Origin of the sequence: Anoxybacillus gonensis (assembly GCF_001187595.1) — a bacterium.
In the GTDB taxonomy this organism is placed as follows: domain Bacteria; phylum Bacillota; class Bacilli; order Bacillales; family Anoxybacillaceae; genus Anoxybacillus; species Anoxybacillus gonensis.
The window spans coordinates 2556312-2578619 of the sequence record NZ_CP012152.1; the positions used below are offsets into that span (position 1 = coordinate 2556312).

18 protein-coding genes and 2 pseudogenes are annotated in these 22308 nt (G+C 40.8%); 7 read left to right on the plus strand and 13 right to left on the minus strand.

Going from position 1 to position 22308, the window contains the following annotated elements:
* Positions 1-10 precede the first annotated feature (10 nt).
* From AFK25_RS13405 to AFK25_RS13420, 4 genes are all read left to right on the plus strand, one after another.
* Complete coding sequence (locus AFK25_RS13405; protein ID WP_240483483.1) at positions 11-676, plus strand: sensor histidine kinase; 666 nt, start codon at positions 11-13, stop codon at positions 674-676.
* A gap of 13 nt (positions 677-689) precedes the next feature.
* A complete protein-coding gene (locus tag AFK25_RS13410; RefSeq protein ID WP_035067548.1) occupies positions 690-1331 on the plus strand; it encodes a response regulator transcription factor in 642 nt (213 codons plus the stop codon).
* A gap of 851 nt (positions 1332-2182) precedes the next feature.
* The gene (locus tag AFK25_RS13415) at positions 2183-2617 is read left to right on the plus strand and encodes a hypothetical protein (RefSeq protein ID WP_012576112.1); all 435 of its coding nucleotides are present in this window, start codon (positions 2183-2185) and stop codon (positions 2615-2617) included.
* A 244-nt stretch (positions 2618-2861) separates the two neighbouring features.
* A complete protein-coding gene (locus AFK25_RS13420) occupies positions 2862-3242 on the plus strand; it encodes a PBECR3 domain-containing polyvalent protein (RefSeq protein ID WP_035067546.1) in 381 nt (126 codons plus the stop codon).
* A 378-nt stretch (positions 3243-3620) separates the two neighbouring features.
* Here the strand turns inward: AFK25_RS13420 and AFK25_RS15250 are convergent, their stop codons facing one another.
* The 5 genes and pseudogenes from AFK25_RS15250 to AFK25_RS15015 form a co-directional block, all read right to left on the minus strand.
* Positions 3621-3977, minus strand: a complete 357-nt coding sequence (locus AFK25_RS15250; RefSeq protein ID WP_240485049.1) for a UPF0236 family transposase-like protein — start codon at positions 3975-3977, stop codon at positions 3621-3623.
* Positions 3904-4281: a UPF0236 family transposase-like protein gene (locus AFK25_RS15255; protein WP_240485048.1), complete on the minus strand. Its 378-nt coding sequence runs from the start codon at positions 4279-4281 to the stop codon at positions 3904-3906. The genes AFK25_RS15250 and AFK25_RS15255 overlap by 74 nt, the downstream gene beginning before the upstream one ends.
* A 1010-nt stretch (positions 4282-5291) precedes the next feature.
* Positions 5292-5660 (minus strand): PIN domain-containing protein, encoded by a 369-nt coding sequence (locus tag AFK25_RS13435; RefSeq protein WP_012576114.1) that lies wholly within the window; start codon positions 5658-5660, stop codon positions 5292-5294.
* Positions 5647-5889, minus strand: coding sequence for a hypothetical protein (locus AFK25_RS13440; RefSeq protein ID WP_035067544.1), 243 nt, complete (start codon positions 5887-5889; stop codon positions 5647-5649). The genes AFK25_RS13435 and AFK25_RS13440 overlap by 14 nt, the downstream gene beginning before the upstream one ends.
* Before the next feature lie 318 nt (positions 5890-6207).
* Positions 6208-6385: pseudogene (locus tag AFK25_RS15015) on the minus strand (JAB domain-containing protein); the annotation flags it as partial.
* Between AFK25_RS15015 and AFK25_RS15340 the strand changes: the two are divergent.
* Positions 6354-7131, plus strand: a pseudogene (locus AFK25_RS15340) (IS3 family transposase); the annotation flags it as partial. The pseudogenes AFK25_RS15015 and AFK25_RS15340 overlap by 32 nt on opposite strands.
* A gap of 418 nt (positions 7132-7549) precedes the next feature.
* Here AFK25_RS15340 and AFK25_RS13450 read toward each other — a convergent pair.
* The 6 genes from AFK25_RS13450 to AFK25_RS13465 all read right to left on the minus strand — a co-directional run bounded on the left by AFK25_RS13450 (position 7550) and on the right by AFK25_RS13465 (position 13231).
* The gene (locus tag AFK25_RS13450; RefSeq protein WP_035067542.1) at positions 7550-8377 is read right to left on the minus strand and encodes an RpnC/YadD family protein; all 828 of its coding nucleotides are present in this window, start codon (positions 8375-8377) and stop codon (positions 7550-7552) included.
* Entirely contained in the window at positions 8341-8745 is a 405-nt protein-coding gene (locus tag AFK25_RS15260) for a hypothetical protein (RefSeq protein WP_240483481.1), read from the minus strand. Before AFK25_RS15260 ends, AFK25_RS13450 begins: the two co-directional genes overlap by 37 nt.
* A gap of 2 nt (positions 8746-8747) precedes the next feature.
* Positions 8748-9407, minus strand: coding sequence for an RpnC/YadD family protein (locus AFK25_RS13455; RefSeq protein ID WP_240483479.1), 660 nt, complete (start codon positions 9405-9407; stop codon positions 8748-8750).
* Positions 9408-9431: 24 nt separating this feature from the next.
* Positions 9432-9653, minus strand: coding sequence for a transposase (locus AFK25_RS13460; protein WP_049720912.1), 222 nt, complete (start codon positions 9651-9653; stop codon positions 9432-9434).
* Between the two features lie 306 nt (positions 9654-9959).
* Positions 9960-10067, minus strand: a complete 108-nt coding sequence (locus AFK25_RS15265; RefSeq protein WP_019418134.1) for a putative holin-like toxin — start codon at positions 10065-10067, stop codon at positions 9960-9962.
* 221 nt (positions 10068-10288) lie between these two features.
* Entirely contained in the window at positions 10289-13231 is a 2943-nt protein-coding gene (locus AFK25_RS13465) for an S-layer homology domain-containing protein (protein WP_165569766.1), read from the minus strand.
* Between the two features lie 376 nt (positions 13232-13607).
* On the opposite strand from AFK25_RS13465, the gene AFK25_RS13475 reads away from it, so the two are divergent.
* A complete protein-coding gene (locus AFK25_RS13475) occupies positions 13608-14573 on the plus strand; it encodes a C40 family peptidase (RefSeq protein ID WP_019418154.1) in 966 nt (321 codons plus the stop codon).
* Positions 14574-14596: 23 nt separating this feature from the next.
* On the opposite strand, the gene AFK25_RS13480 is transcribed toward AFK25_RS13475, so the two are convergent.
* Together AFK25_RS13480 and AFK25_RS13485 are read right to left on the minus strand one after the other, a co-directional pair.
* The gene (locus AFK25_RS13480; RefSeq protein ID WP_240483478.1) at positions 14597-16180 is read right to left on the minus strand and encodes an S-layer homology domain-containing protein; all 1584 of its coding nucleotides are present in this window, start codon (positions 16178-16180) and stop codon (positions 14597-14599) included.
* 112 nt (positions 16181-16292) lie between these two features.
* On the minus strand, positions 16293-19733 hold the full coding sequence (locus AFK25_RS13485; RefSeq protein WP_035067533.1) for a S8 family peptidase: 3441 nt from the start codon (positions 19731-19733) through the stop codon (positions 16293-16295).
* Between the two features lie 236 nt (positions 19734-19969).
* Between AFK25_RS13485 and secA2 the strand changes: the two genes are divergently transcribed.
* Positions 19970-22303: an accessory Sec system translocase SecA2 gene (gene secA2, locus AFK25_RS13490; RefSeq protein WP_035067532.1), complete on the plus strand. Its 2334-nt coding sequence runs from the start codon at positions 19970-19972 to the stop codon at positions 22301-22303.
* Positions 22304-22308: the final 5 nt, after the last annotated feature.

Consider the following 22308-nt stretch of genomic DNA (forward strand, 5'->3'; position numbering starts at 1 on the left):
GAAGCAATCGATGCAATCTATATTTATTGGAACAGCAATGCTTAACCATAAATTAAAAAATGACATAAGTAAACTTCAATTGTTTTGTCGTCGGATGGAACAATACGCCAACGAGCAACATGATAATGAATTGCTTTCAAACATTCAAAATATACAGGAGGTTGTTCAACATTTACAAGCTACACTGTCCAAATTCCAATCAAAAATCACCTTTCGTTCGTCCGAGAAGAAACGTGAAAACATGGAAGAAGTTATGGAGGAGAGTATTTCATCAATTCGTCACATGCTTAATCAAATTCAAATCGAAACGAATTATGACTCGACTATTATCCTTTATTGTGATAAGCAACAATTTAAAGAAGTATTTGTGAATATGATATTAAATGCAATCGAAGCGATGCCAAACGGGGGAACCATTAAAGTCCATTTTCAAGAAAGCTTTCGCTATCATATCATACAAATTTCTGATACAGGAACAGGGATAGACAAACAAACGTTGCCACATATTTTTGAACCGTTTTTTACCACGAAGCGAGCGAAAAGTAAAAATTATGGAATCGGTCTAACGTATTGTTGCTATGTCGTTCAACAGCATGGCGGATTTATCGAAGTAGAGAGTGAAAAATGCGGAACAACATTTTCACTGAAATTTCCAAAGTACTCTTTTCTAAAGTAAACGGGGGACAAAGATGCGTAGTACTATTCGTGTATTACTTATCGAAGATGATAAAGACTGGATTCAAATCATTTCTGAAGAATTAAATTGCTATCAAGATATTAAAATAATCGGTATTGCACATTGCAGTGAAGAAGCATTGAAAGCGATAAATAAAAAAGACGTGGATGTTGTGCTAATGGATATATTTTTACAAGATAATTGTGACGGCATCGAATTAACTGCTCAACTATTGGAAATGAAAAAGGAAATAAAAATCATTATGCTTACTTCTTCAGATGAAGATACAATCATTTTCCACGCTTACACGGCAGGAGCGATCGACTATGTCGTAAAATCAGAGTCTCATGAAATTATAGATGCTATTCGAGCCGCATACGAAAATCGCTCTCCTATTCGTCCAACGATTGCACATAAAATAAGAAAAGAATTTTGCAAGTTAAGAAAAAAGGAACAAATGACATGTTCCTTGACGAAAACTGAAATTTCCATTTTAAAACTAATCGATCAAGGATATACTCAAAAAGAAATCGCTAATCATTTAGTGATATCTATACAAACAGTAAAAAACCACGTAAGTCGAATTTTAAAAAAGCTAAGTGCGAAAAACAGCAAACATGCTGTATGTAAAGCGAGGGAAATGGGATTTCTTTAGATCATCTGTGTAAACAAACAAATAGCATCACACCATGACCAAATGCACGACTGGTTTGTGTATAACAAAACATTACTTTTCCCTTTCCACCACACAGCTGATTTGATGGATCACTACCACGTCTATCGTTTATTGCGCCAATACCGAGAGAAATTGACGGGAGACAAGCGTCAAATCGTAAGGGAATGTGAAAGCAATGACTTAAGGTTCTTAAGGTTGTCTACTAATCGCTCCAACATGCTCGTTGTGTGTTCAAAAGAAAAGACGAACAACAACGGTTGGAGGCTCGGTCGTGTCCTTATTCGATTGCGCGCTATCACAAAATCGCTCGTCAAGCGAACAAAAGAAATCGTTTCCTCACAAATCTTATTTTTTATTCCTCCAACCTTATTTTACTCTATAACAAATTGGCCTAAAAATGCTCTTAATTTTGAGCAGATTCCCTCTCGATGAAACCTATTCGACAAACTTTAAAAGCTTGGGGTATTTTCTATGTATTTTGGTCACTTTTCAACATCACTTTACTAATTACGTATATAGAAAACATTCCTCATATCTCAATCCCCATAACGAAAAATACGTTTATTCGTTGATTATTTCTTCATTTCCTTTCGTACATGGTAATTTAGGAGAAGCATAGTCCCGAAATGCTCGTACATTACTGTTTTAAAGTGTATGCACGGTCACTAATTATCATATTTAAATTCCCCTTATTTTAATTATTATTATTATTCTTTGTGTAATATATAAATATTTTTTTGTTCTTTTGTTCATGTTGACTTCTTGTTTTGGTTATAATAAAATAAATAAAGGAGGGGTTTCTTCAAAATAAATAAAGGAGGGGTTTCTTCATGAAGTTCGCTTCCAAATCTGAAGAAATTAAATTTTATGTGCTTGAGTTTCTAGCTGATGGTCAAGAACATTCAAGAGAGGAGATTAAAGAATATGTGATGAAACGAGCTAGTCATGGGGATTTCACGGAAGGAACATTTGCCGGAAGTTTATATGACTTGACTCAAAGAAAAAAAATTGAATCCGTTAGAAGAGGGGTTTACCGTATAAACGATATAAGAGATCAAGATGCTCATCATAAAGATTATGATACACAAAAAGGAACTCTGCACGACAAATGCGTTGCAATCTTGAATAATACCATTAAAGAACTGCGTCAAACAGCCAATGAGATTGACATCTTGGATGTTAGCCAAGAAGATTTACGCCTAATCGCACAAATTAAAGAGGTCATCTCAAGTTTACAGCGACATATTCAATCATTTGAGAAATAATAAAGTGGTTTTAAAAAACAGTCAAAATTCCATTAAAAAAGTTTTCTGGATGGGGGAACGAAAACATGATTCACTTATTTGACACCATTCACACATGAGAAGAGAAATAAATATGCTTTATGGAAAATATCTTTCTACCATCGCGAACAGCGAGTTTGGCGATTGCATAGAAACCTCCAAAGCAAATAAGTGATTCATCCCCCATACATAACTTTTTTTCTTTCTAGAATAGGAGGGAATTGTCATGAAGCCGCAAAAAGTTGGCGTAATAAATGAACAAGTCATCCGAAAGCTATGTTTAAGCATGCCAGAAAACATGCCCATCATGCTTAGTAAAACGAACATCGAACACATGAAAAATGAACATCCGAACCACTTTGAAAAGTATTTTAAATATTTATCAAATATTTTATCTGATCCTGACTATATAGCCAAACATCCTCAAAACAGATCAATTCAATATATCAAAGTATTCGATTTTGAAAATAAAAAGGACTATGTTTTAGTAGCGGTCAGAGCTAGCAAGAATGGCGTTTTCTATGTTCGATCTCTTTTTATCATGTCCGATGAAAAGGTAAAAAAGTACGTAAAAAAAGGGGCATTAATCGAATACAAAAAAGGATAAGAAGCCATAGCACGTGACGAGCTATGGCTCCACCATATCGGCAAAGCTTTAGGCGGGGTGGCACTCCCGCATCTCCAACAAGGGCGATGGCTGCCTGTTCCATCCTCTGAAAGCTTTGACTGAATTTAATTATACACAAATTTACTTGCTTTTATTATACATAAACTCCTTTTATTTTTCAACTGTGATATTACTGTAGGATTGAGTCAAGAGTTTGTGGGAGATTTTTTCTATCTCAAATGAATGGATATATATGATTTTATCAACCTGATTTTTGTAATAATTCCCTAACCCTCTCCTCCTGCTTTTTTGCTTTTTTAAATCCCTTTCAACGCTTCATATATAGGCGTTCCACATGATTGCTGGAGATGAAAAATATTACCTACTGCCAACTCCACTGTTCCTGCATTCTTGACTACCTTTTTCACGAGTGTAGATCGCTCTGTCTCTCTCTTCCTCGACGACCACCTCTCCTCTCCACGTCTGAATCGTTAACCCGTCTTTCACAGCTACCATCACATGTAAAAACGTTCGAATCCCTTCTTCATACCAACTCCGTCCAGCTTTTACGCGCTTCGCAAACACGTGCATCGTTCCCTCTGCACTTCCCATCGGGCGATGGGTCTCCACCGTTGCTTGTAAAACAAGTTGGCGAATCATTTCATGGCTCATCACCGCATAGCCTACTATCTTTTTTAGCGCTTCGGCCGCTTGGAAATACAAAGGATCCGTCACAGCTAATTCGATGGCGGTTTCCTCCAATAATGGACGGACTTACTCCTTTTGCCCCATCGAACCCGAGGGACGCATCTAATAAGCACGTATACACGCCTTCTTCTCGATCCAAATAGGAATTGCGTCGAACCTCCACCTCCCCAAATAACGTCTGCATCTGTACCGTTCGTTTATCTTTTAAGTAATAACGCTTTTCATCTCGTTGCTTGGCTAGCTCTTCATCTAGCCATTCCAATACCTGTTGAAGCATGTCTCCATATTTTTTTGTAACATCGAAAACAATTCTGCTCCTAACTCTTTTCATGTTTGTCCACTTGTGATAAACTGTTGCACAGGACTCTCTGACCTCCTTGGTGATTTGGTTGCACTATCACAATACAGGAAGAGAGTCCTTTTTGCATCTTTTTTGCTCATCCCCCTTCTTTTATCCCCTTGAACCATATAAACGAGGACTTCACTTCCTCCCACAAACATTTTGCTCATACGGGCGACAGGCACAACTTGTCAAACTAGCTATATCATTTGTATAATATAAGCAGATACTTCATAAAATAAAAAAAGCTGAGTGCGGTGAACACTCAGCAGGCAACTACATGCCGCAAGAAGAGCGGCTGACCTTTAGATGTGTAATAGCTAAAGAGAAATAACCGTTTCACACCTTTGGTCGAGGGGGGACGGTTATTTCTTTTTGTTTATATAGACGCCGACGGTAACAGTCAATGTTAGCATTCCGATGAACACTAAGCTGAATTGCGCAAAATAAGAATCTGAAATGTATGGGGAAGTAGGACTAAAACGAAAAGTTAGAAATCATCCTGAAATGGACAAGGATTTCATCATACGAGAACTAGAGATGGAGAATGAAATTTTAAAAAAGTATCTGCAAATCTTGAAAAGGGAGGGAAGACAGCGAAGTTCAAAGTAGTAGACGAGCTCAAAACAAAATATCCAGTCGTTAAAATATGTAAAAAACTACAGATTTCAAAATCGGGTTACTATAAATACTTGAAAACAAAGAGTAAGAAGAAAAAAGAATCTAAGAAAGACCAACCATTAAAAGGGTTCATCACCAAAAGTTGTACTTGATTTTTTTCTGAACATACCGTATTTACGTTTGTGAGGAAAAATCAGTAAATCAATGATTTTTGCACATCTTTGTACAGGAAAATTACATATTGTGGTGATGAACTAATAAAATAGAAAATCCAAAAAACTGATGTTTTATCCCGGTTTGTAGAGTATAAATTTCACCAAATCAAAAAGCAACACACTCACATTGAATGCGTTGCTTCTATCCAGCCTTGCGCTTATATCCTATTCCTCAATTATGCTGTTTAGCTTCTTATCAAAAGTATATACTTGGTACCCCTTCACTTTATTATAGGCGTATAAAAGAGCATCAACAAAGTCCATCCGTCTTTTTACAAACAAAATGAGCGCTTCTTCTAGTATGTCGATATCATCGACATCAATATTATCGTATTTAAACAGTTCTAAAAGAGTATCACATATCTCGTCGTTTTTTACTTTGTACACTTTTTCCAGAACATAAACGACTTCAACTACTACCTCATTCAGCAATAATACCTTGTTATTTTCGATAATCGTTGCAGCTTTCGCTGACAAATCATCATGATCATTAAGCAAATATCTTAGGATAATGTTTGTATCAACGATTTTCATATTTATCCACCACGGCCTTAGACCAAGCATCGCTTTCTCGAGCTCGCAAAAACTCATTTTTATATTTTGACAACGCCCCCCTCAAGCTTTTTTTTCCCACTTGTTCTACCTCTTCTTTATCTGTATAGGGGAGGACAATGACTTCTACTTTCCTGTTTCTTAATTTCTCAGGTATATCTATAATTTTTTCTAAATCATTGCTGTTTTTTATGACTCTCACGAAATCCATGACTTTCGCTCCTTTCAACGAAAATGGAACTTCTTAAACATATTATACCATTTAACTGTACACGATAGCACGAAAATTCCTTTTGACATATTATATGTTTCATCAATGTTTGATTGCCGAGTTCACTTCTCGCTACATATAGGAACGGTTCCAACAACAGCGGATTCTTCAGCTTCTTGATGTGCTCGGAGAAATAAGCAACGCATCGACCTTCTTGTAGTCAAATGACGCTTCATACCCAACATCCTCCTGCCTGACTTCCACACCAAATTAGCGTTTCATTTTCACAATAAACCAGTCGAGCATCGTCTTCTCCTCTTACACATACTCTTTTTCCTTCAACGACACGAATCTCTCCCCGACAAACAATGACATGATCCAACAATCCAATTCCCACAATTCTCCCTGCCTCAACAAGCCTTCTCGTCACGTCAATGTCTTCCCTTGACAGCGTCGGGTCGGTCGAAAGACGCGAAACGTTGAAAAAACAAATCAAAAAGATTCATATCGAGTCAAGAGAAACGTATGGCAGTCCAAAAATCACAAAAATCCTTCAGAAACAAGGAGTGAAGGTCTCTCAGAAAACCGTCGCAAGAATCATGAAAGACGATGACATTCGTTCCAAAACGGAGAAAAAATATAAGGCCACCACGAATTCGAAGCATCATTTGCCTGTGTATCCCAACTTATTACATCAGCAGTTTGAAGTGGATAAGCCGAACAAAGTATGGGTGGCGGATATCACCTATATTTGGACGAAAGAAGGCTGGCTGTATTTCGCTTCGGTCATGGATTTGTTTTCTCGTAAAATCGTTGGCTAGTATCTTTCCGAACGAATGACAAAAGAGTTAGTGATCAAAGCATTAAACCGAGCCATCAACCAGAGAAAGCCTCAACCAGAGAAAGCCTCAACCAGGTCTGATTCACCATTCGGATCAAGGGAGCCAATATGCATCGAACGAGTATCAAGCTATTTTACGACAGCATGGAATGCAAACCAGCATGAGTCGAAAAGGAAACGGTTATGATAACGCATGTGCGGAATCGTTTCACAGCATCATCAAAAAGGAACTGATTTTCCACGAGACCTTTACAACAAGGGAAGAGGCCAAACATCGGATTTTTGAATATATTGAGTGTTTTTATAACTCTCAGCGAATTCATTCCGCTAACAAGTACATGTCTCCGATGGCATATGAGAAGCTGCATCAACACGGCAAAAAACAATCCTTCTCTGAATGAAGTCGCGATATGGCGGTTTCTTAATCCTCTTGATAAGGGGAAAGGTTTACCAACCATTCTCCTTATCAAGAGGCACCAAACGAAGTGCGGTAGTAGGAGTTAAAATGTTTCTCCATTCTATGTGTCTATTTTCTTGACATAATACCATTCGCTATTATAACCACCAACGTATACAAGGTGTTCTTCATTATCAAATACCGACTCAATATGCAAAGGCTAGTTAAAAACGAGCGCAGGTGGGCTGCATTTCCTCCTTCTCGTCTTACCTACCTCTCCTCAGAACTCCGTGGAGCTGTCAAGTGCTTTCCTTGACAGTTTCACAGGGTTCTGAGACACTGAAAAAAGACGAGAAAAGGAAAGGAACCAGAGTTCTATCACTCTGATTCCTTCACATTAACTGAATTTATATCGCAGTGCACTAGCACCGTTCCTTTAACTCCTCAATCTCCTCTACAGGAAGTTCCGTTAATTCGTGAATGGTGTGCACATCATATCCTTTGTCTAACATTCTTTTCGCAATATTTCGTTTCTCTTTCTTCTCATACGAAATCATTAATTCCAACACTTGTTCTTTTTCTTTTGTTTCCATTTCATTCACCTCGTTTCGCAACTGTTGTTCTTCCTCATCCGACAGCTTCACATATGTTTCAAAAAAGCCGATTAACAATCGTTGCTTTGCTTCGTCTAATTCCATACGCACAATCATTCGTAAAAACTGCTTTTTTAGTTCTACCCGTTCATTTTCAGTATACCCCATTTTGCTTAACAACGCAGCGGCGATTGGATTGTCGTGGCGAATGTAATCACGCCAATTTTGTTTGCGCAACTCAACTGTAAGAAATTGAAAGTGAAGCACATCGAAAAAAGGAAATTGGAGCGTAAACGATGAAGGCTCATTGCGAAGAGAATCGTAGCTAAATACCGCAATCGGCAACATTCGCTTTCGGTATTTCTCAAACAAGCGGCTAAAGTAAATAAACATTCGCTCTGGAAACGATGGCTGCACATAGCTTTGATTTTCGATATGGACGATAATGAGGCTATCCTCCCCTTTCAACTTCGTCTCAACAAGCAGATCGACGCGATACTTTTCCCCTGCCGTCACATCGGTAAACAGTTCCTCCGATAAAAACGCCACATGCTGAAAGTCGATATGCTCATGCACATGCGGGAAAAAGAGAAGAAGAAACTCTTCAAAAAACGTCATAATCATCTCTTTAAACAACCGATCATGATCAATGGCCATATATGCACCTCGCTTTCTGTTTTGTTGTGTATTTTCGATAAAAACGAGGAGATTCCTGCTTTAGGAATGAAAAACAGAGAGCCAATCAACGACTCTCTGTATCTGTCAACCTTCGGGATGTGACTGGCACGTATCCCATTTTGTTTTTCTAATGTGATGTCAATCAAACGAGCCATTTCTTCTCTTTTCTCCGCTCGATATAAGTCGTCCAATAAATGATGTAACAAATATAGATCCGTAATAAGGTCTATTTTATTTTGCATCGGTTTACTTTCCAAACCTAATCGTGCGCCTAAGTATTTTTTTATCGCCTGCTGGCTTTCGCTAATTCTTGCGCGTTCTTCCGCCATTCGAATGACTCTCGCCATACTTAGACCTCCATCAATTTTTCCACATACTCCTTATCAATGAACTTGTCGGACACCGCAATAATCGTCGCCAGTAAGCGTACTTGTTTTTCCTCGTCTTTTATTCGTTTAGCGAGTTCGACTGTCTCGATGGCTCGTTCTGAACGATTCACCGAGCTCTGCATTAATGGGAGGAAAATAAGATGCAACTCATCTAGATCTGTAAGCTCTTCTTCGTTCTCTATTTTTGTCCATAAATCTTGAATGATGGCATCACCGTCATAGTTTCTCATCAATGCTGCTTGTATATTATATTGGACAGAGCCATAGCTTTTTTGCTCTAACACCTTTTCGACATTAGAACCATAAATGACTACTGTTTTAATCGGCTTTTTGTACCTTTCATAAGCGCTCACATCGTATTGAAGGAACCGATCCAAATCCTTCTCATCAAACGTTGTCTGAAACTCAAGATGTAAGTACGTATCGTCCGCTAGCAAAAACAGAAAGTCCATTCTTCTGTCATTTACTGCAATAGTCGGCAAATCCACCGCTTCTACACGAACAATTGGAGCAGTCTGAATACCATAAAAGTCAAGAACCTTTTCTTTAAATTGAGCGGTCATATTGTGGAATATGATGTCATAATTATTATACGCAATATCGGTTTGCCCGCTCATCATCACACTTCCTTTCTTTTTATTTTACTACAATAAACAAAACGAAACTGAGGAGTTTGAAGGTGTGATTACTTTTGAAATGGATTCATGCTGTGAGCGAAGTTGGAGATGGAAATGATTCGTCATAAGACAATACGAAGCGAGCTCAAATGGTATTTTTTCATGAAGCTGTTCGAGGATATGCAAAAACGCACGAAAATCATTCGTTTCTTTAAACAACGAATCACGCCGATTTCCACGGCACACAATTTCACCTCACATGAACTTCCTTGCACATCCTTTCGACAAAAACGGGAAAAATCCTGCGAAAAATTTTTTGATACTCTGCACGCAAAACTAGTGACAGGCACGCTACCAACGGGTAACACTCATCCCACTTGTCAAACTAGCTATATCATTTGTATAATATAAGCAGATACTTCATAAAATAAAAAAGCTGAGTGCGGTGAACACTCAGCAGGCAACTACATGCCGCAAGAAGAGCGGCTGACCTTTAGATGTGTAACAGATAAAAAAGAAATAACCGTTTCACACCTTTGGTCGAGGGGGGGACGGTTATTTCTTTTTGTTTATATAGACGACGATGGTAACAGTCAATGTTAGCATTCCGATGAACACTAAGCTGAATTGCGCAATAAGACTCAATGCTTCATACGTCGTCATATTCCCACCTCCCTTCATCGGGGAAGTGGTCAACCGCCCACCCTGCTTATGTAGTTGCTACGGAGATTGTAACATTTTTCTATTCCTCTCGCAATTTCAACAACAGCTGCCGCAAAAAATGCCACAGCACATCAACAAAAATACAGAAAAAGAAACAGAGAGCCACTCAATGGCTCTCTGTTTCTATCAATCTTCGGGGCGTGATAGACATGCTCCCCAATTTATTTTACTTCAACAGTCACCGCAGTAGCAGCAATTGAAGTAGTTTCATCAGAACCTGTTACATCAGTCAATACTTTAAATAACAATGTTCCTTTCTTACCTTTATCACCATTAACTGTTGTGTAACCAACTACTGCATCTGTAGGAACTGTACCCACTAATGTTGAGTCAGCAGTTAATTTAAGTTTCAACATACCTAAACCAATGTCTGTACCCGATGTATAAGATGCATCACCATCCACATCTAGGTAAAGTAATCCTTCAGTTCCTGTATCTTCAGAAATACGCACTTTATGAAGTGTACTCTTAGATAGAGTAATGCCGTTCACGATATCATCTTCGTTACTGTAAGTCACATCAAGTACGTCTTCATAGTTGATTTTCGCGCCAACATAATCAACAGTAGGTACTGTTTTGAAATTAACCGTATTGATTTTAATTGGGTTATTAACAACTGTGATTGTAATTTTTTCAACTTTTCCACTTGCCGTATCTTTTAGTAAAACATCTGTCGTACCAGCTTTTAGCCCTGTGATTACGAAACCATAATCTCCTGACGTACCAACAATTTTAGCATTAAGAGTTGCACTTGTTGAACTACCAGTAGTGCTGCCATTAACATCTACAAATTGTGCCTTGGCAACAGTACCATCTACAACTTCAATTTCATAATTTTGCAACTCAATCGGATCCATATAAATTCCTTCAGTATTGTAACGGGACAGCTGGTATGTCACAGTTTTATCAGATTGTAAATCTAAAGTATTATCAGTCGACGCAGGTGCCTTAGAAATAACCTCTAATTTCTTACTACCTGTATTATCCACTGCAGAAACATTAACATAGAACGAACCAATCACATTACCATCTTTGTCTTTGAAGTAGAACGTACCACTTCCTGCTGCGTTACCTGTTAAGCTTACGGATACCTTTCCAATAGAGTTTGGTGTATCAGTTGTAAAGTCAGTAAATGTGACAATATCGTTTGATCCTGCAATTGGTACTACTTCAACGAGATCAGCAACTTGATTAACTCGGTACGGATCGCCATACTGATCTAAAGTCTTTACTGTAACAGTTTTTTGATAACCTTTGACAATACTTACACTTGCTGGATCTACGGTCACCTTCGAAAGCTTACGGGCAACATTCGTTACTGTAAAGTTAAACGTTTTTGTTACTTCACCGACTTTGATAGTAATTGTTGCAGTACCTGCCGATTCAGCAGTTAAAACACCGTTAGACACAGATACAACAGCTGGATTAGAAGTTTTCACTTCAAAAGCATTCGAAGAAACAACAACTTTCTCCCCAGCTACAGTTGCTTCCACTTTATATACTTTTGCTTTCTCGCCAGCAACTAATGTTGTGCTGTTCATGACATAGTCGTCATCTGATAATGAAACATTATATGCACTAGAAGAGTCATCAGTTTTGTCAATTCCAAAGTTATAGAATGTTACTGAATTAACTTCCGTAGCTTCAGTATCAAGGTTAACAACTTTAATGTTTGCAGTGTCAGTCACTAACGCTTCTCCAGCTCTCGTCACTTGAACTTCAACAGTATAGTCCCCTTTAGTAACAGGATGAGCGACTACACCAGTTGAAGAAGTATTGGTAGAAGATCCATCAAAGAAACCATTTGCAGCCGTACCATCAGCTTTTTTAGCGACGAAAGCCACTGAATAACCCGCCAACTTGAGATAATCCACATCTGCATCTTCGCCATTCACTTTAAACTTAACTCTTTGACCCGCACGATCGTCATCAAATGTTTGCGGTTCGATAGACACAGAAGTTACTTTGTACTCAAACTTAGTCGTAAAGTCTTTCTTTTCACCTTTAATTTTCACAGAAACTGTAGTATTAGCGTTAGGAGCAAGTTTATTTTCTAAAGATACCGTTGCCGCCTTTCCATCAGTATCTGGAACAACAGATAGAACTTTGTTACCTGCCACAGTTACATCTTCAGACTTCAAGAACTGTAAACCTGTACCTGTAATTTTTAAAGTTTTGGCACTAGGAGCACTTACAGCTTCAACTTTTAGTACAGGCACATCAACTTTTGTTTTGTCAGTTGTTTGACCTTTGTAAGATACGCTGTAAGATTTGCCTTCTTCTAACGCTGTTTTTGTTTTGATAACAACAACTGTTGTTTTTGCTTCAGCTGCTGCAGCGGCTTTGATTGATACAGATTCGATTTCAACGCCTTGGATAGCGAAGTCTTCTTTTTTCACTTCTTTCAATTCGCCGTTGAATGTTACTTCTAATGTGTTGAGGTCAACAACAGTTACACCAGTGATGTGTGCTGCTGTTACACCAACGTTCATCGCACGAACGACGAATGAAGCGAATTGACCGCGTGTTACGCTTTGTTTTGGCATGAATTCTGTGTTTTTCGTTACGCCGTTTGCTTCTAATGTTTGGATGTATTCACGCGCCCATGCGCCTGCTTTGTCAAGGTCAGTTACTTTTGTTGTGTGGTTTGCAGGTTTTGTTAATTTGAACGCTTCAACAACAACTTTCGCCATTTGTTCGCGAGTGATTGTTGCGTTCGGGTTGAAGTTACCCTTCTCGTCTCCGCTCATCACACCTGCTGCTTTCACGATCGCAACAGCTTCTGCTAATTCAGCGTTGCTTGCAGGAACGTCTGGGAAGCCCGCACCTTGCTCAGGAGCTTTTACGCCCGCATCTTTTAAAATGCGTGAGAAGATGATTGCAGCTTCACCGCGTGTTAATGATTTGTTTGGTTTGAATGTGTTGTCACCGTATCCTTTAATGTACCCTTTTGCTACTAATGTAGCGATGTCATCTGCATGCACGCTTCCTGCTACGTCTGTGAAAGAAGCTGCGCTTGCTACTGGTGCGATCGCTGAAGCAACAACTGCTGCAGAGACTGTACCAGCTAAAAATTTGCGATAAGACTTTGGTTGGTAAGCCATCGACATATTTCCTCCTTTTGTTTCTCTTTCTATTTAAGTTTAGCTAAATTTAAGAGATATGTATGTTTTCTCTATAAAACTCTTAAACTTAGCGAGTGAATGACTACAAACTACATTATAATTTTTTCCATGCATCGTGTCAACCATTTTTTGAACAGTTTTTCTTTGTTGGAATAACAAAACTTTTTCACATGTAGTCTTCCACCTATTCACCATTTTACCGAATGTTCGACTTTTTTCAATACCTATAAGCGTAAATTTTGTCAAAAACTTTTGTTACATAACTGTAAAATTACCATTCTCCTATTTATGATACACTTGGAATAGTGTGAAAATGTCGAAATTGCAAGAACAATAGCGAAGTGAGGTGTATCATGTGAGGCGGTTTGTTTCAGCATTGCTTTTGTTTTTTCTCTTCCCTTCCTTCGCTTATGCAAGCGATAGTTATGATCGGCTCGTTCCACTTGCGAAAAAATACGTCGGGGTGCCGTATCAATTCGGGGGAAGTTCAGAAAAAGGATTTGACTGTTCCGGGTTTACACGCCATGTGATGAGTGGGCTAGGGGTCACATTAGCGCGGACGACAGCGGAGCAGTATAAGCAAGGAAACGCAGTGAAGAAAGAAGATTTACGCGTTGGGGATCTCGTCTTTTTTGAAACGTATAAAAAAGGGCCGTCGCATGCAGGGATTTATATCGGCGACAATCGGTTTATTCATGCGAGTTCATCCAAAGGAATTATCGTCACGTCGTTAGATGATTCCTACTATAAAAAACGATACATAGGAGCAAGACGCGTGCTTGCGTATGCACAGGACGCGGGAAAATTTCAAGACGTTGAAAAAGATTTTTGGGCAAATCAAGAAATTGAAACGTTAGGTAAAAAAGAAATTGTGCTCGGATATGCAAAAAGCTACTTTAAGCCAGATGCAATGATGACGCGAGCAGAAGCGGCAGGACTAATTGCCACGTATTTCAATTTCGATATGAACAATCGAAAAGAAACGTTTACAGACGTGTCGAGCGATCATTGGGCCGTTGGTGCGATTAACGCGCTTGTCAAAGAAAATATCATCAGTAAAAACGATAAGCCATTCCAACCGGATGAACCGTTGACGCGTGAACAGCTTGCCATGTGGTTTGCAGAGGCATGGAAGTTAAAGCGTGGGGCGGATGTGCCGTTTACTGACGTCAAAGAAACGGATGCGGCGTACGATGCGATTGAAAAACTCGTTGCAACAGGTATTGCGAACGGATATGAAGACGGAACATTTCGTCCGAAAGAAACGGTCACACGTGCGGAGTTTGCGGTGTTTTTCTACCGTGCGATCAACGCAAAATAGCGAGGAAGGACAAGCCTTCCTCGCTATTTTTTATCGAGCGTCCGTTTTAAAAAGAGGGCAAACTGTCCGCGTGTCACGAAATCGTTCGGGCGATACGGATTGTTGATCGTAATGCCGTTGTAAAAAAGCGTATCGATCGCCTGATACGCCCAATGAGAAGCGGGCACATCAAAAAACGATGCATTTGTCGTCGGCTGTTCGTACACATCGGCATACACCCTCGTTAAAATGGTTGCCATTTGGGCACGGGTAATGTAGTCGTTCGGATATAGCTTCCCGTTATATCCGGTAAGCAATCCATACGCCTCAGCAATCGCCATCTCTTTATACCACGGATCCGTCGGTTTTACATCTTGCGCCTTGACGACATATCCTTCAGGGAGCGTCAACTGTAAATCACGAATAAGCATAAGGGCGGCATGACGGCGAAGGAGCCGTTCGTTCGGACGATACGTTCCGTCTGGGAATCCTGAGATCATCCCTCGTTCATACAACAGCCGCGCAGCTTCCTGCAGCTCCTCTCGGACGACGTCTGGAAAAAGCGGAGGAGTAGAAACAAGCGTATCGATCGCTCCATACGAGACACGCAACGTCGCTGAACCGCGATTAAATCCTTTCGTTGTTGGCTGAACGACACGAAATAATGCCGTATCGACAATCGTTGAGCGAAATAGCCAAGAAACTTGACTATTCAGCTTCGTCCCATCATATGCCGTTTCGTTTACCCCTTTTGGCACACTTCCGATATACACGGAAGCATAGCGCCCTTGTCCATCTTGCGCGTTTAAATATGCGGTTGTATCGGCATATGTGTAAAGCTTTAGCGAATACACGTTATTTTTTACCGTATAGTTTGTCAGCAGTAATGAAAGCGGAGGCATCGGTTCATACGTAGCGCCAAGTTGATTTTTCCAATACGTTTGTAGCGCTTGAAGCTCAAACGGCGTCGGAAGATGGGCGTTCATTTGCATATGCCCTTTTAGCGCATGCGGCGACCCGAATAGTTGCACATAGTCTTCAGCTAATATTTCCGGCATATACCATTCATATTCTCCACTCCCATCCGCATGGACGGTCGGGTAGCGAAACAACTCGCGCGCAGCGGCATACTGCGACTGCAGCCATTCGTTCGGACGGCGCTGTTCTTTATTTAATAAATAATAATAAGTGAAATGATGCCCGTACTCGTGCGCTAACGTCGTCGCCATCTCTTCCACCGTCGTCCATTCATTTCCTCCATACAAATGAATATATCGATTTGGAAGAAGAGACAGCTTCGGACTGACTTGATATTGCGCAAAATATTGTCCAAGCACGTTTTGTCCTGCGGGGTAATCAGGAAAAATTTTTACACTTCCTAACAAGGAAAGTTCGGCACCGTGTTTGTTTTTTAATAACTCTTGCTCAAGTTGGGCAAGCTTCGTTTCGTTCCAATATGTGCTGTAACTTTCAAACGTCACCCCACTCGTTCCTTTATAGCGCGCAATAAGCGGATAGTAATCTTCGTACGCTTGCGCTTTTGCTTTATTTGTTAAATCAACGACATGAGCATGAGCTGGATGTTGAAACAACAATAAAAAAAAGAACGTAAGCCATATGAATCGCATATGATTCACCTCGTTGTCTATGAATCTTATATTTATTTTAACACGATCGGCGACACGATGCGTCTGGAAAAAGAGAAAGGCTGCCTACATGTGCAGGCAACCTTCGTTTCATCTATTTCTTTGTTATAGAGAGCGTGTATGGCTTAGCATTTGGACGAGCGAGCGATTCCTCTACGACGACATAGTACGTTCCTTTTTTCAACGAAAGCGTACCGATTTCTGCGTCGCCGTCACCGTAATGGTCATACGTTTGCACGAGGCGTCCTTTCGCATCGAAAATGGACATGACGCCGTCCATCGTGCCCGGTACATCGAGCTTGAATGTAAATGTGCCGTCTTTTTCAACGACAAATTTGTACGCGTCTTTATCTCCGTAGTCAACGATGTTCATATACCCCGTTGCTTCATACGTATTTCCTTTTTTATAAAGAGAAAGCGGCTTCGATGGTACGTTGTTTTTCAAGACAGACGATGCGTCTTCATCTTTTTTGTTGAACGATTGAATGCCAAAGTTGTACGACTGAAGCGATAGTCCATCAAACATAAACGAGTTGACGACGAAGAAATACCCAACGTTTTTCTTCGCTCGGAACGATCCGTGCACGTCGTATAATGGGCTCCAGCCATTCGGGAAAAACGTAACAGCTTTGCCGTATTCGTCTTCGTCAATCGTCATATTGCCGTTCGTATCTTCGACAACCGAGATGATTGGAACTAATGTGCCGCGCAATGATTTTGGCAGCGATGCATTCGGTTTGCTTGGCTGTGCAAAAAGCGTCAACAGCTCGTTCGCTTGACGATGTTTATAGTAGTAGTAATCGACATCGTTCGGAAGCACGAAGTTTCCTGTTTTCGTTTCATTGACGTTTACAACTGTTGCTTGCATTGGTTCGTTATTTTTCTCATTTTTATCTTTTGGTGCATCGATTAATTTTTTCGACGTCATGCTGTACGGTTCAGCGACCGGTTGATAATTGTCGTTTTGTACTAACATGTAGTACGTTTTTCCTTCTTCCAAAATGAGCGTCCAGTCTGTTTGTTTTTTGCCTGTCATCCAATCAAATGGCCAAAAGTTGTTTACTGGTACGAGATCGTCTTTTTTCTCATCATATTCGAATAATGTAGCTGACGGCATCATATCGTCAGGTGTCGCAAACGAAAACTCGTACACAGCCGTTGTTGGGACAGTGAAGCGATAAAAATCTTGGTCGCCACTAAACTGGATAAATGCTTCTGTTTTTTCTCCAATGTTGTAAGGTCGAGCATTTGCTTTAATTTGTTGCACTTGTTCTTGATCGAAACTGTTCCAACTTCCATCGTCAATAATGACAACAACATCGTTTGGTTTACGCATTTGTTGTTGTGTTTTTTCAGTTTGTTCCACAGCCCCTTCTTCCGACGGCATCGGCTCGCGTGCTGGGAAGTTGTCTTCGTCAGCTGGAAGCGTGACGACTTCTGCGCGAAGTTGATATGGGATTGCTGAACCGGTTAACTGTTTTACTTGATTGCTTGACATCGCCAGCTCAAACATCATTGGATAAAATCCGCCCATCGGTTCGCTAGAAGCTTCAACGACATATGGCACGCCCGGTTGCGCTTCAAACGTGAGCGTCTCTCCTTTGCTTATGCCGTTATTGTTTCCAGATGCAATCGGGAATGTGATTTCTTTATATTTCGCATCTGGATCCACAGGACGATATAGCTCATCAGCCAAATAAATGTTTAACGATGAATCAATCCCTGGAACAGGAGACAATTGAAACTTCACTGTCGTCGGTTCTGTTACAGTAAATTGAAAATAGTCACGGTCGCTTTCCGTTGCATCTTTTTCTGGGACAAACGTTAAGTTCTCTGCAACAAACGGCAATTGTTCAATGACAGCTGGATTTTCTTTTGTCAAACCATCGTCTGCAAGCTCTGTAAACGATTGTACAGCTAACGTATATGTTGACTTTCCTTGCAAGCTGTAGTTGCCGTTCGCATCTGTGACGCCGATTGCAAGCACACCTGATTGTTTTGCCGTAAATAGTTTCGCTTCCATTTCGCCTGCGCGACCATTATTGACTTGAATCGGTTTTTCAGACGCCGTTTTTCCTTCCGGGTAGAAACGGAATACGAGCTTATAGTCGTATGATTGTGCTCCTTCGAGCAACACTTGGACGCTTTCGCCTTGTTGAACGTTCACTTTCACCCAATGCATTTCCTCTGGTTTTGTGAACGAACCTGTTTTCACGTACGGTTCTTTCGCATCAATGACTGGCGCTTTCGCTAAAATCGTTTCATCGTTCCATTTTTCTTTTTGCGGCACATTTTTGATGTTATATTGCAGCGCTGCCACTGGATTGACTAAACCATTGCCGTACGTTAAATCGTATCCTTTTTCCCCTAAATCCGTTGCCGTACGTTCTAAAATCCATTCAACTTGATAAGGTTTTAAATTCGGGTACTTCGATAAAAGAAGCGACGCCACACCCGCCACAACTGGCGACGCCATCGACGTTCCACTTAACTCGGCAAACGAAGAGCCTTTCGTGTAGTCATAAATCGGGCTGTACACGTCCACACCCGGTGCCACAATGTCTACAGACGGACCGTAGTTTGAAAACTCAGCAAGTTTATTTTTGCTGTCGGTCGCTCCGACGCTAATGACGCCTTCGTACGAAGCTGGGATAGAGTACATATCTGTCGCTTCGTTTCCTGCTGCCGCAACGACTGTAATCCCTGCGTCGATCGCTTTTTGAACAGCTTCTTCTAAAATCGGCGAGCTAAAATAGCCGCCAAGGCTCATATTAATGACTTTTGCTCCTTTTTCAATCGCATACAAAATGCCTTGGGCGATCGTATAATCGCTTGCTCCTAACCCGCCCCCGAATACGTCAATCGGCAAAATTTTGACGTTCGGGTTGACACCATGCGCCCCAACACCGTTGTTGGCGTTCGCACCGATAATGCCGGCAACGTGCGTTCCGTGCACATCTTTGATCGGCGCCCCCGCCGGATTGATCGCGTTGTAGGCTGGGAGGAGACGCCCTTTCAACTCAGGATGTTTCGTATCCATTCCTGTGTCGATGACGGCAACTGTGACATTAGACTTTCCAGCCAGTTTTAACGCCTTTTCCATATTTAAAAGCGATAATAAATACATATGATCTGCTTTCGGATCAGCCGAACCGAGCCGTTTGTATGTAAAACTTGGTGTCACACGTTTGACGGCTTTTAATTTTGCGTAATTTTTTACCACTTGCTGCATATCTTTCCCTTTTTGCACGGTGACGACGTCATATCCTAGTTGCGGAAAGGATTGCTTCAATGTCGCTCCGAAACTGCGATGAACGGCAGCTGGAATTTTCTCGCTGTACTTCACAATCAGCGTGTCGGCGCTCACTTGATCTTGCGCCTCTTCAAACCGTTTGTAAGCAAGAGACGTTTGCCCTTTTGTCACTTGTTTTTTCCATTGGGCAATTGGCAGTTCTGTCGACGCTTGAGCGACCGTCGGCACGATGAGTGCGGAAGCTAAACTAACGGATAATGCGGCCTTCTTCCATTTTTTCATAAAAGTCCTCCTTCAAAAAAATGTAACATATGTATTCGCCTAAAAAAGCAAATACACCTACTAAAACGAAAAAAAAGAAAAAAAGTTTCATATTTTGATAATTTTTTCTAATAATCTTACAATATCACCCAAGCACAAAAAAGTAAAGAAATATTTTCCGGGTCGTGAAACATTTTGGGAACAATGGTATACTGTACGTTGAAACGATTCGATTTACAACGAAGGAGAAGGTTCCGATGCTATCTTACATAAAAAAGTTAGTCAACAGCGATGAACGGAAATTAAAAAACTATTATAAAACGGTTTCGCGTATCAATGAGCTGGAGTTAGAGTTTGAAAAAATGACGGATGAACAATTGAAAGTAAAAACAGAGGAGTTCAAACGTCGTTTACAAAATGGCGAAACGGTATTTGATATACAAGTCGAAGCGTTTGCGACTGTTCGCGAAGCGTCGAAACGCGTGCTTGGCATGCGTCATTTTGACGTGCAACTCATCGGCGGGCTTGTGCTTGCGGAAGGAAATATTGCAGAGATGGCAACAGGGGAAGGGAAAACACTTGTCGCTTCCGCCCCAAGTTATTTGCGCGCCCTTGAAGGAAAAGGGGTGCATGTCATTACAGTAAACGACTACTTAGCTCGCCGCGACCGTGAACTAATCGGAAAAATTCACGAGTTTTTAGGGCTCACGGTCGGTCTAAACTTGCCACACATGTCGCCAGAAGAAAAACAAGCCGCATATCAAGCCGATATTACATACGGTGTCGGCAATGAGTTTGGCTTCGACTATTTACGCGATCATATGGCATACAGTGTCGCTGATCGTGTCCAACGCCCATTTCATTATGCGATTATCGATGAAGTCGATAGCGTATTAATTGATGAAGCGAAAACCCCTCTCATTATCGCAGGGAAAACAGGGGTCAGCTCGGAGTTAAGCTATTTATGCGCACGCATCGTGAAACATTTCGTCCGCGATGAAGATTACGAATACGACGAAGAAACGAAAACAGTGAATTTAACAGAACGAGGCATTGAAAAAATTGAAAAAGGATTCGGCATCGACAACTTATATGATCTTGAACATCAAGTGTTGTACCATTACGTCATTCAAGCGTTGCGCGCATATGTGATGTTTACGCGCGATGTCGACTATATCGTGAAAGACGGGAAAGTGTTGTTAATCGACATGTTCACTGGTCGTCCAATGGAAGGGCGCAGTTTAAGTAACGGGCTTCATCAAGCGATTGAAGCAAAAGAAGGATTGGAGTTAACGGAAGAAAATAAAATTCAAGCATCCATTACGATTCAAAACTATTTCCGCCTTTATCCGATTTTATCAGGGATGACAGGAACAGCGAAAACAGAAGAAAAAGAGTTTCAAACGTTGTATGGAATGGATGTCATCCAAATTCCAACAAACCGCCCTGTCATTCGTCAAGACTTTCCAGATCGTGTCTTTGCGACAGTCGAAGCGAAATATAAAGCGGTCGCCAAAGAAGCGAAACGCGTTCATGCAACAGGACAACCGATGCTGATCGGAACGACATCCATTTTACAGTCGGAAAAAGTGGCGCAATATTTAGCAGAAGAAGGGTTGCCGTTTCAATTGTTAAACGCCAAAAGCGTCGAACAAGAAGTTGAACTCATTTCTCGCGCCGGTCAAAAAGGACAAATTACAATTGCGACAAATATGGCGGGACGCGGAACAGATATTATGCTCGGCGAAGGAGTGGCAGAGCTTGGCGGATTGTACGTCCTCGGTACCGAACGCCATGAAAGCCGACGCATTGATAATCAATTAAAAGGACGCGCAGGCCGCCAAGGTGATCCGGGACGCTCGCAATTTTTCATTTCGCTTGAAGACGACATGTTCCGTCGCTTCGCAAAAGAAGAGCTAGAAAAAATGAAAAAATCATTGCAAGTCAACGAAGACGGCGAAGTATTAAACAAAGACGTGCATGAATTTGTCAACCGTGTTCAGCGCATTTGTGAAGGAAGCAATTTCTCTGTGCGAGAATATAACTTAAAGCTGGACGATGTACTAAACGAGCAACGTCGAACGATTTATGCCCTCCGCAATCGCGTGCTCGAACAAGAGGATATCGTCGCTATTGTCGCAAGTATGGTTCCTGCATTTCTTGAAAGAGAAATCGCTTATACTTGCCCAGAAGATACAATTCCAGAACAATGGGATCTCGCTCGTCTCGCTGAAACGATTCACCTTGTGACAAATGAACAAGTGACGTTCACAGGAATAGTGGAACGAAAAGAAGTAGAAGTGATCGTACAACAAGCGATTTCGGCATGGAAAAGACGCCTCGAAACGTTACAATATACAGAAGAACATCAACAGGCGTTAAAACGTGCCATGCTTTCACTCATCGATTTCCACTGGACAAAACATTTAGAAGCAATGGAGTTATTAAAAGAAGGAATTGGGTTGCGCTATTACGGACAAGAAGATCCGATGCGCCAATATGCAAAAGAAGGGTTGGAGCTCTTTACAGCTATGTATCACCGATTAGAAAAAGATGTTTCCCAACAACTTGCCCAGCTCATCTCACAATAAGAAAG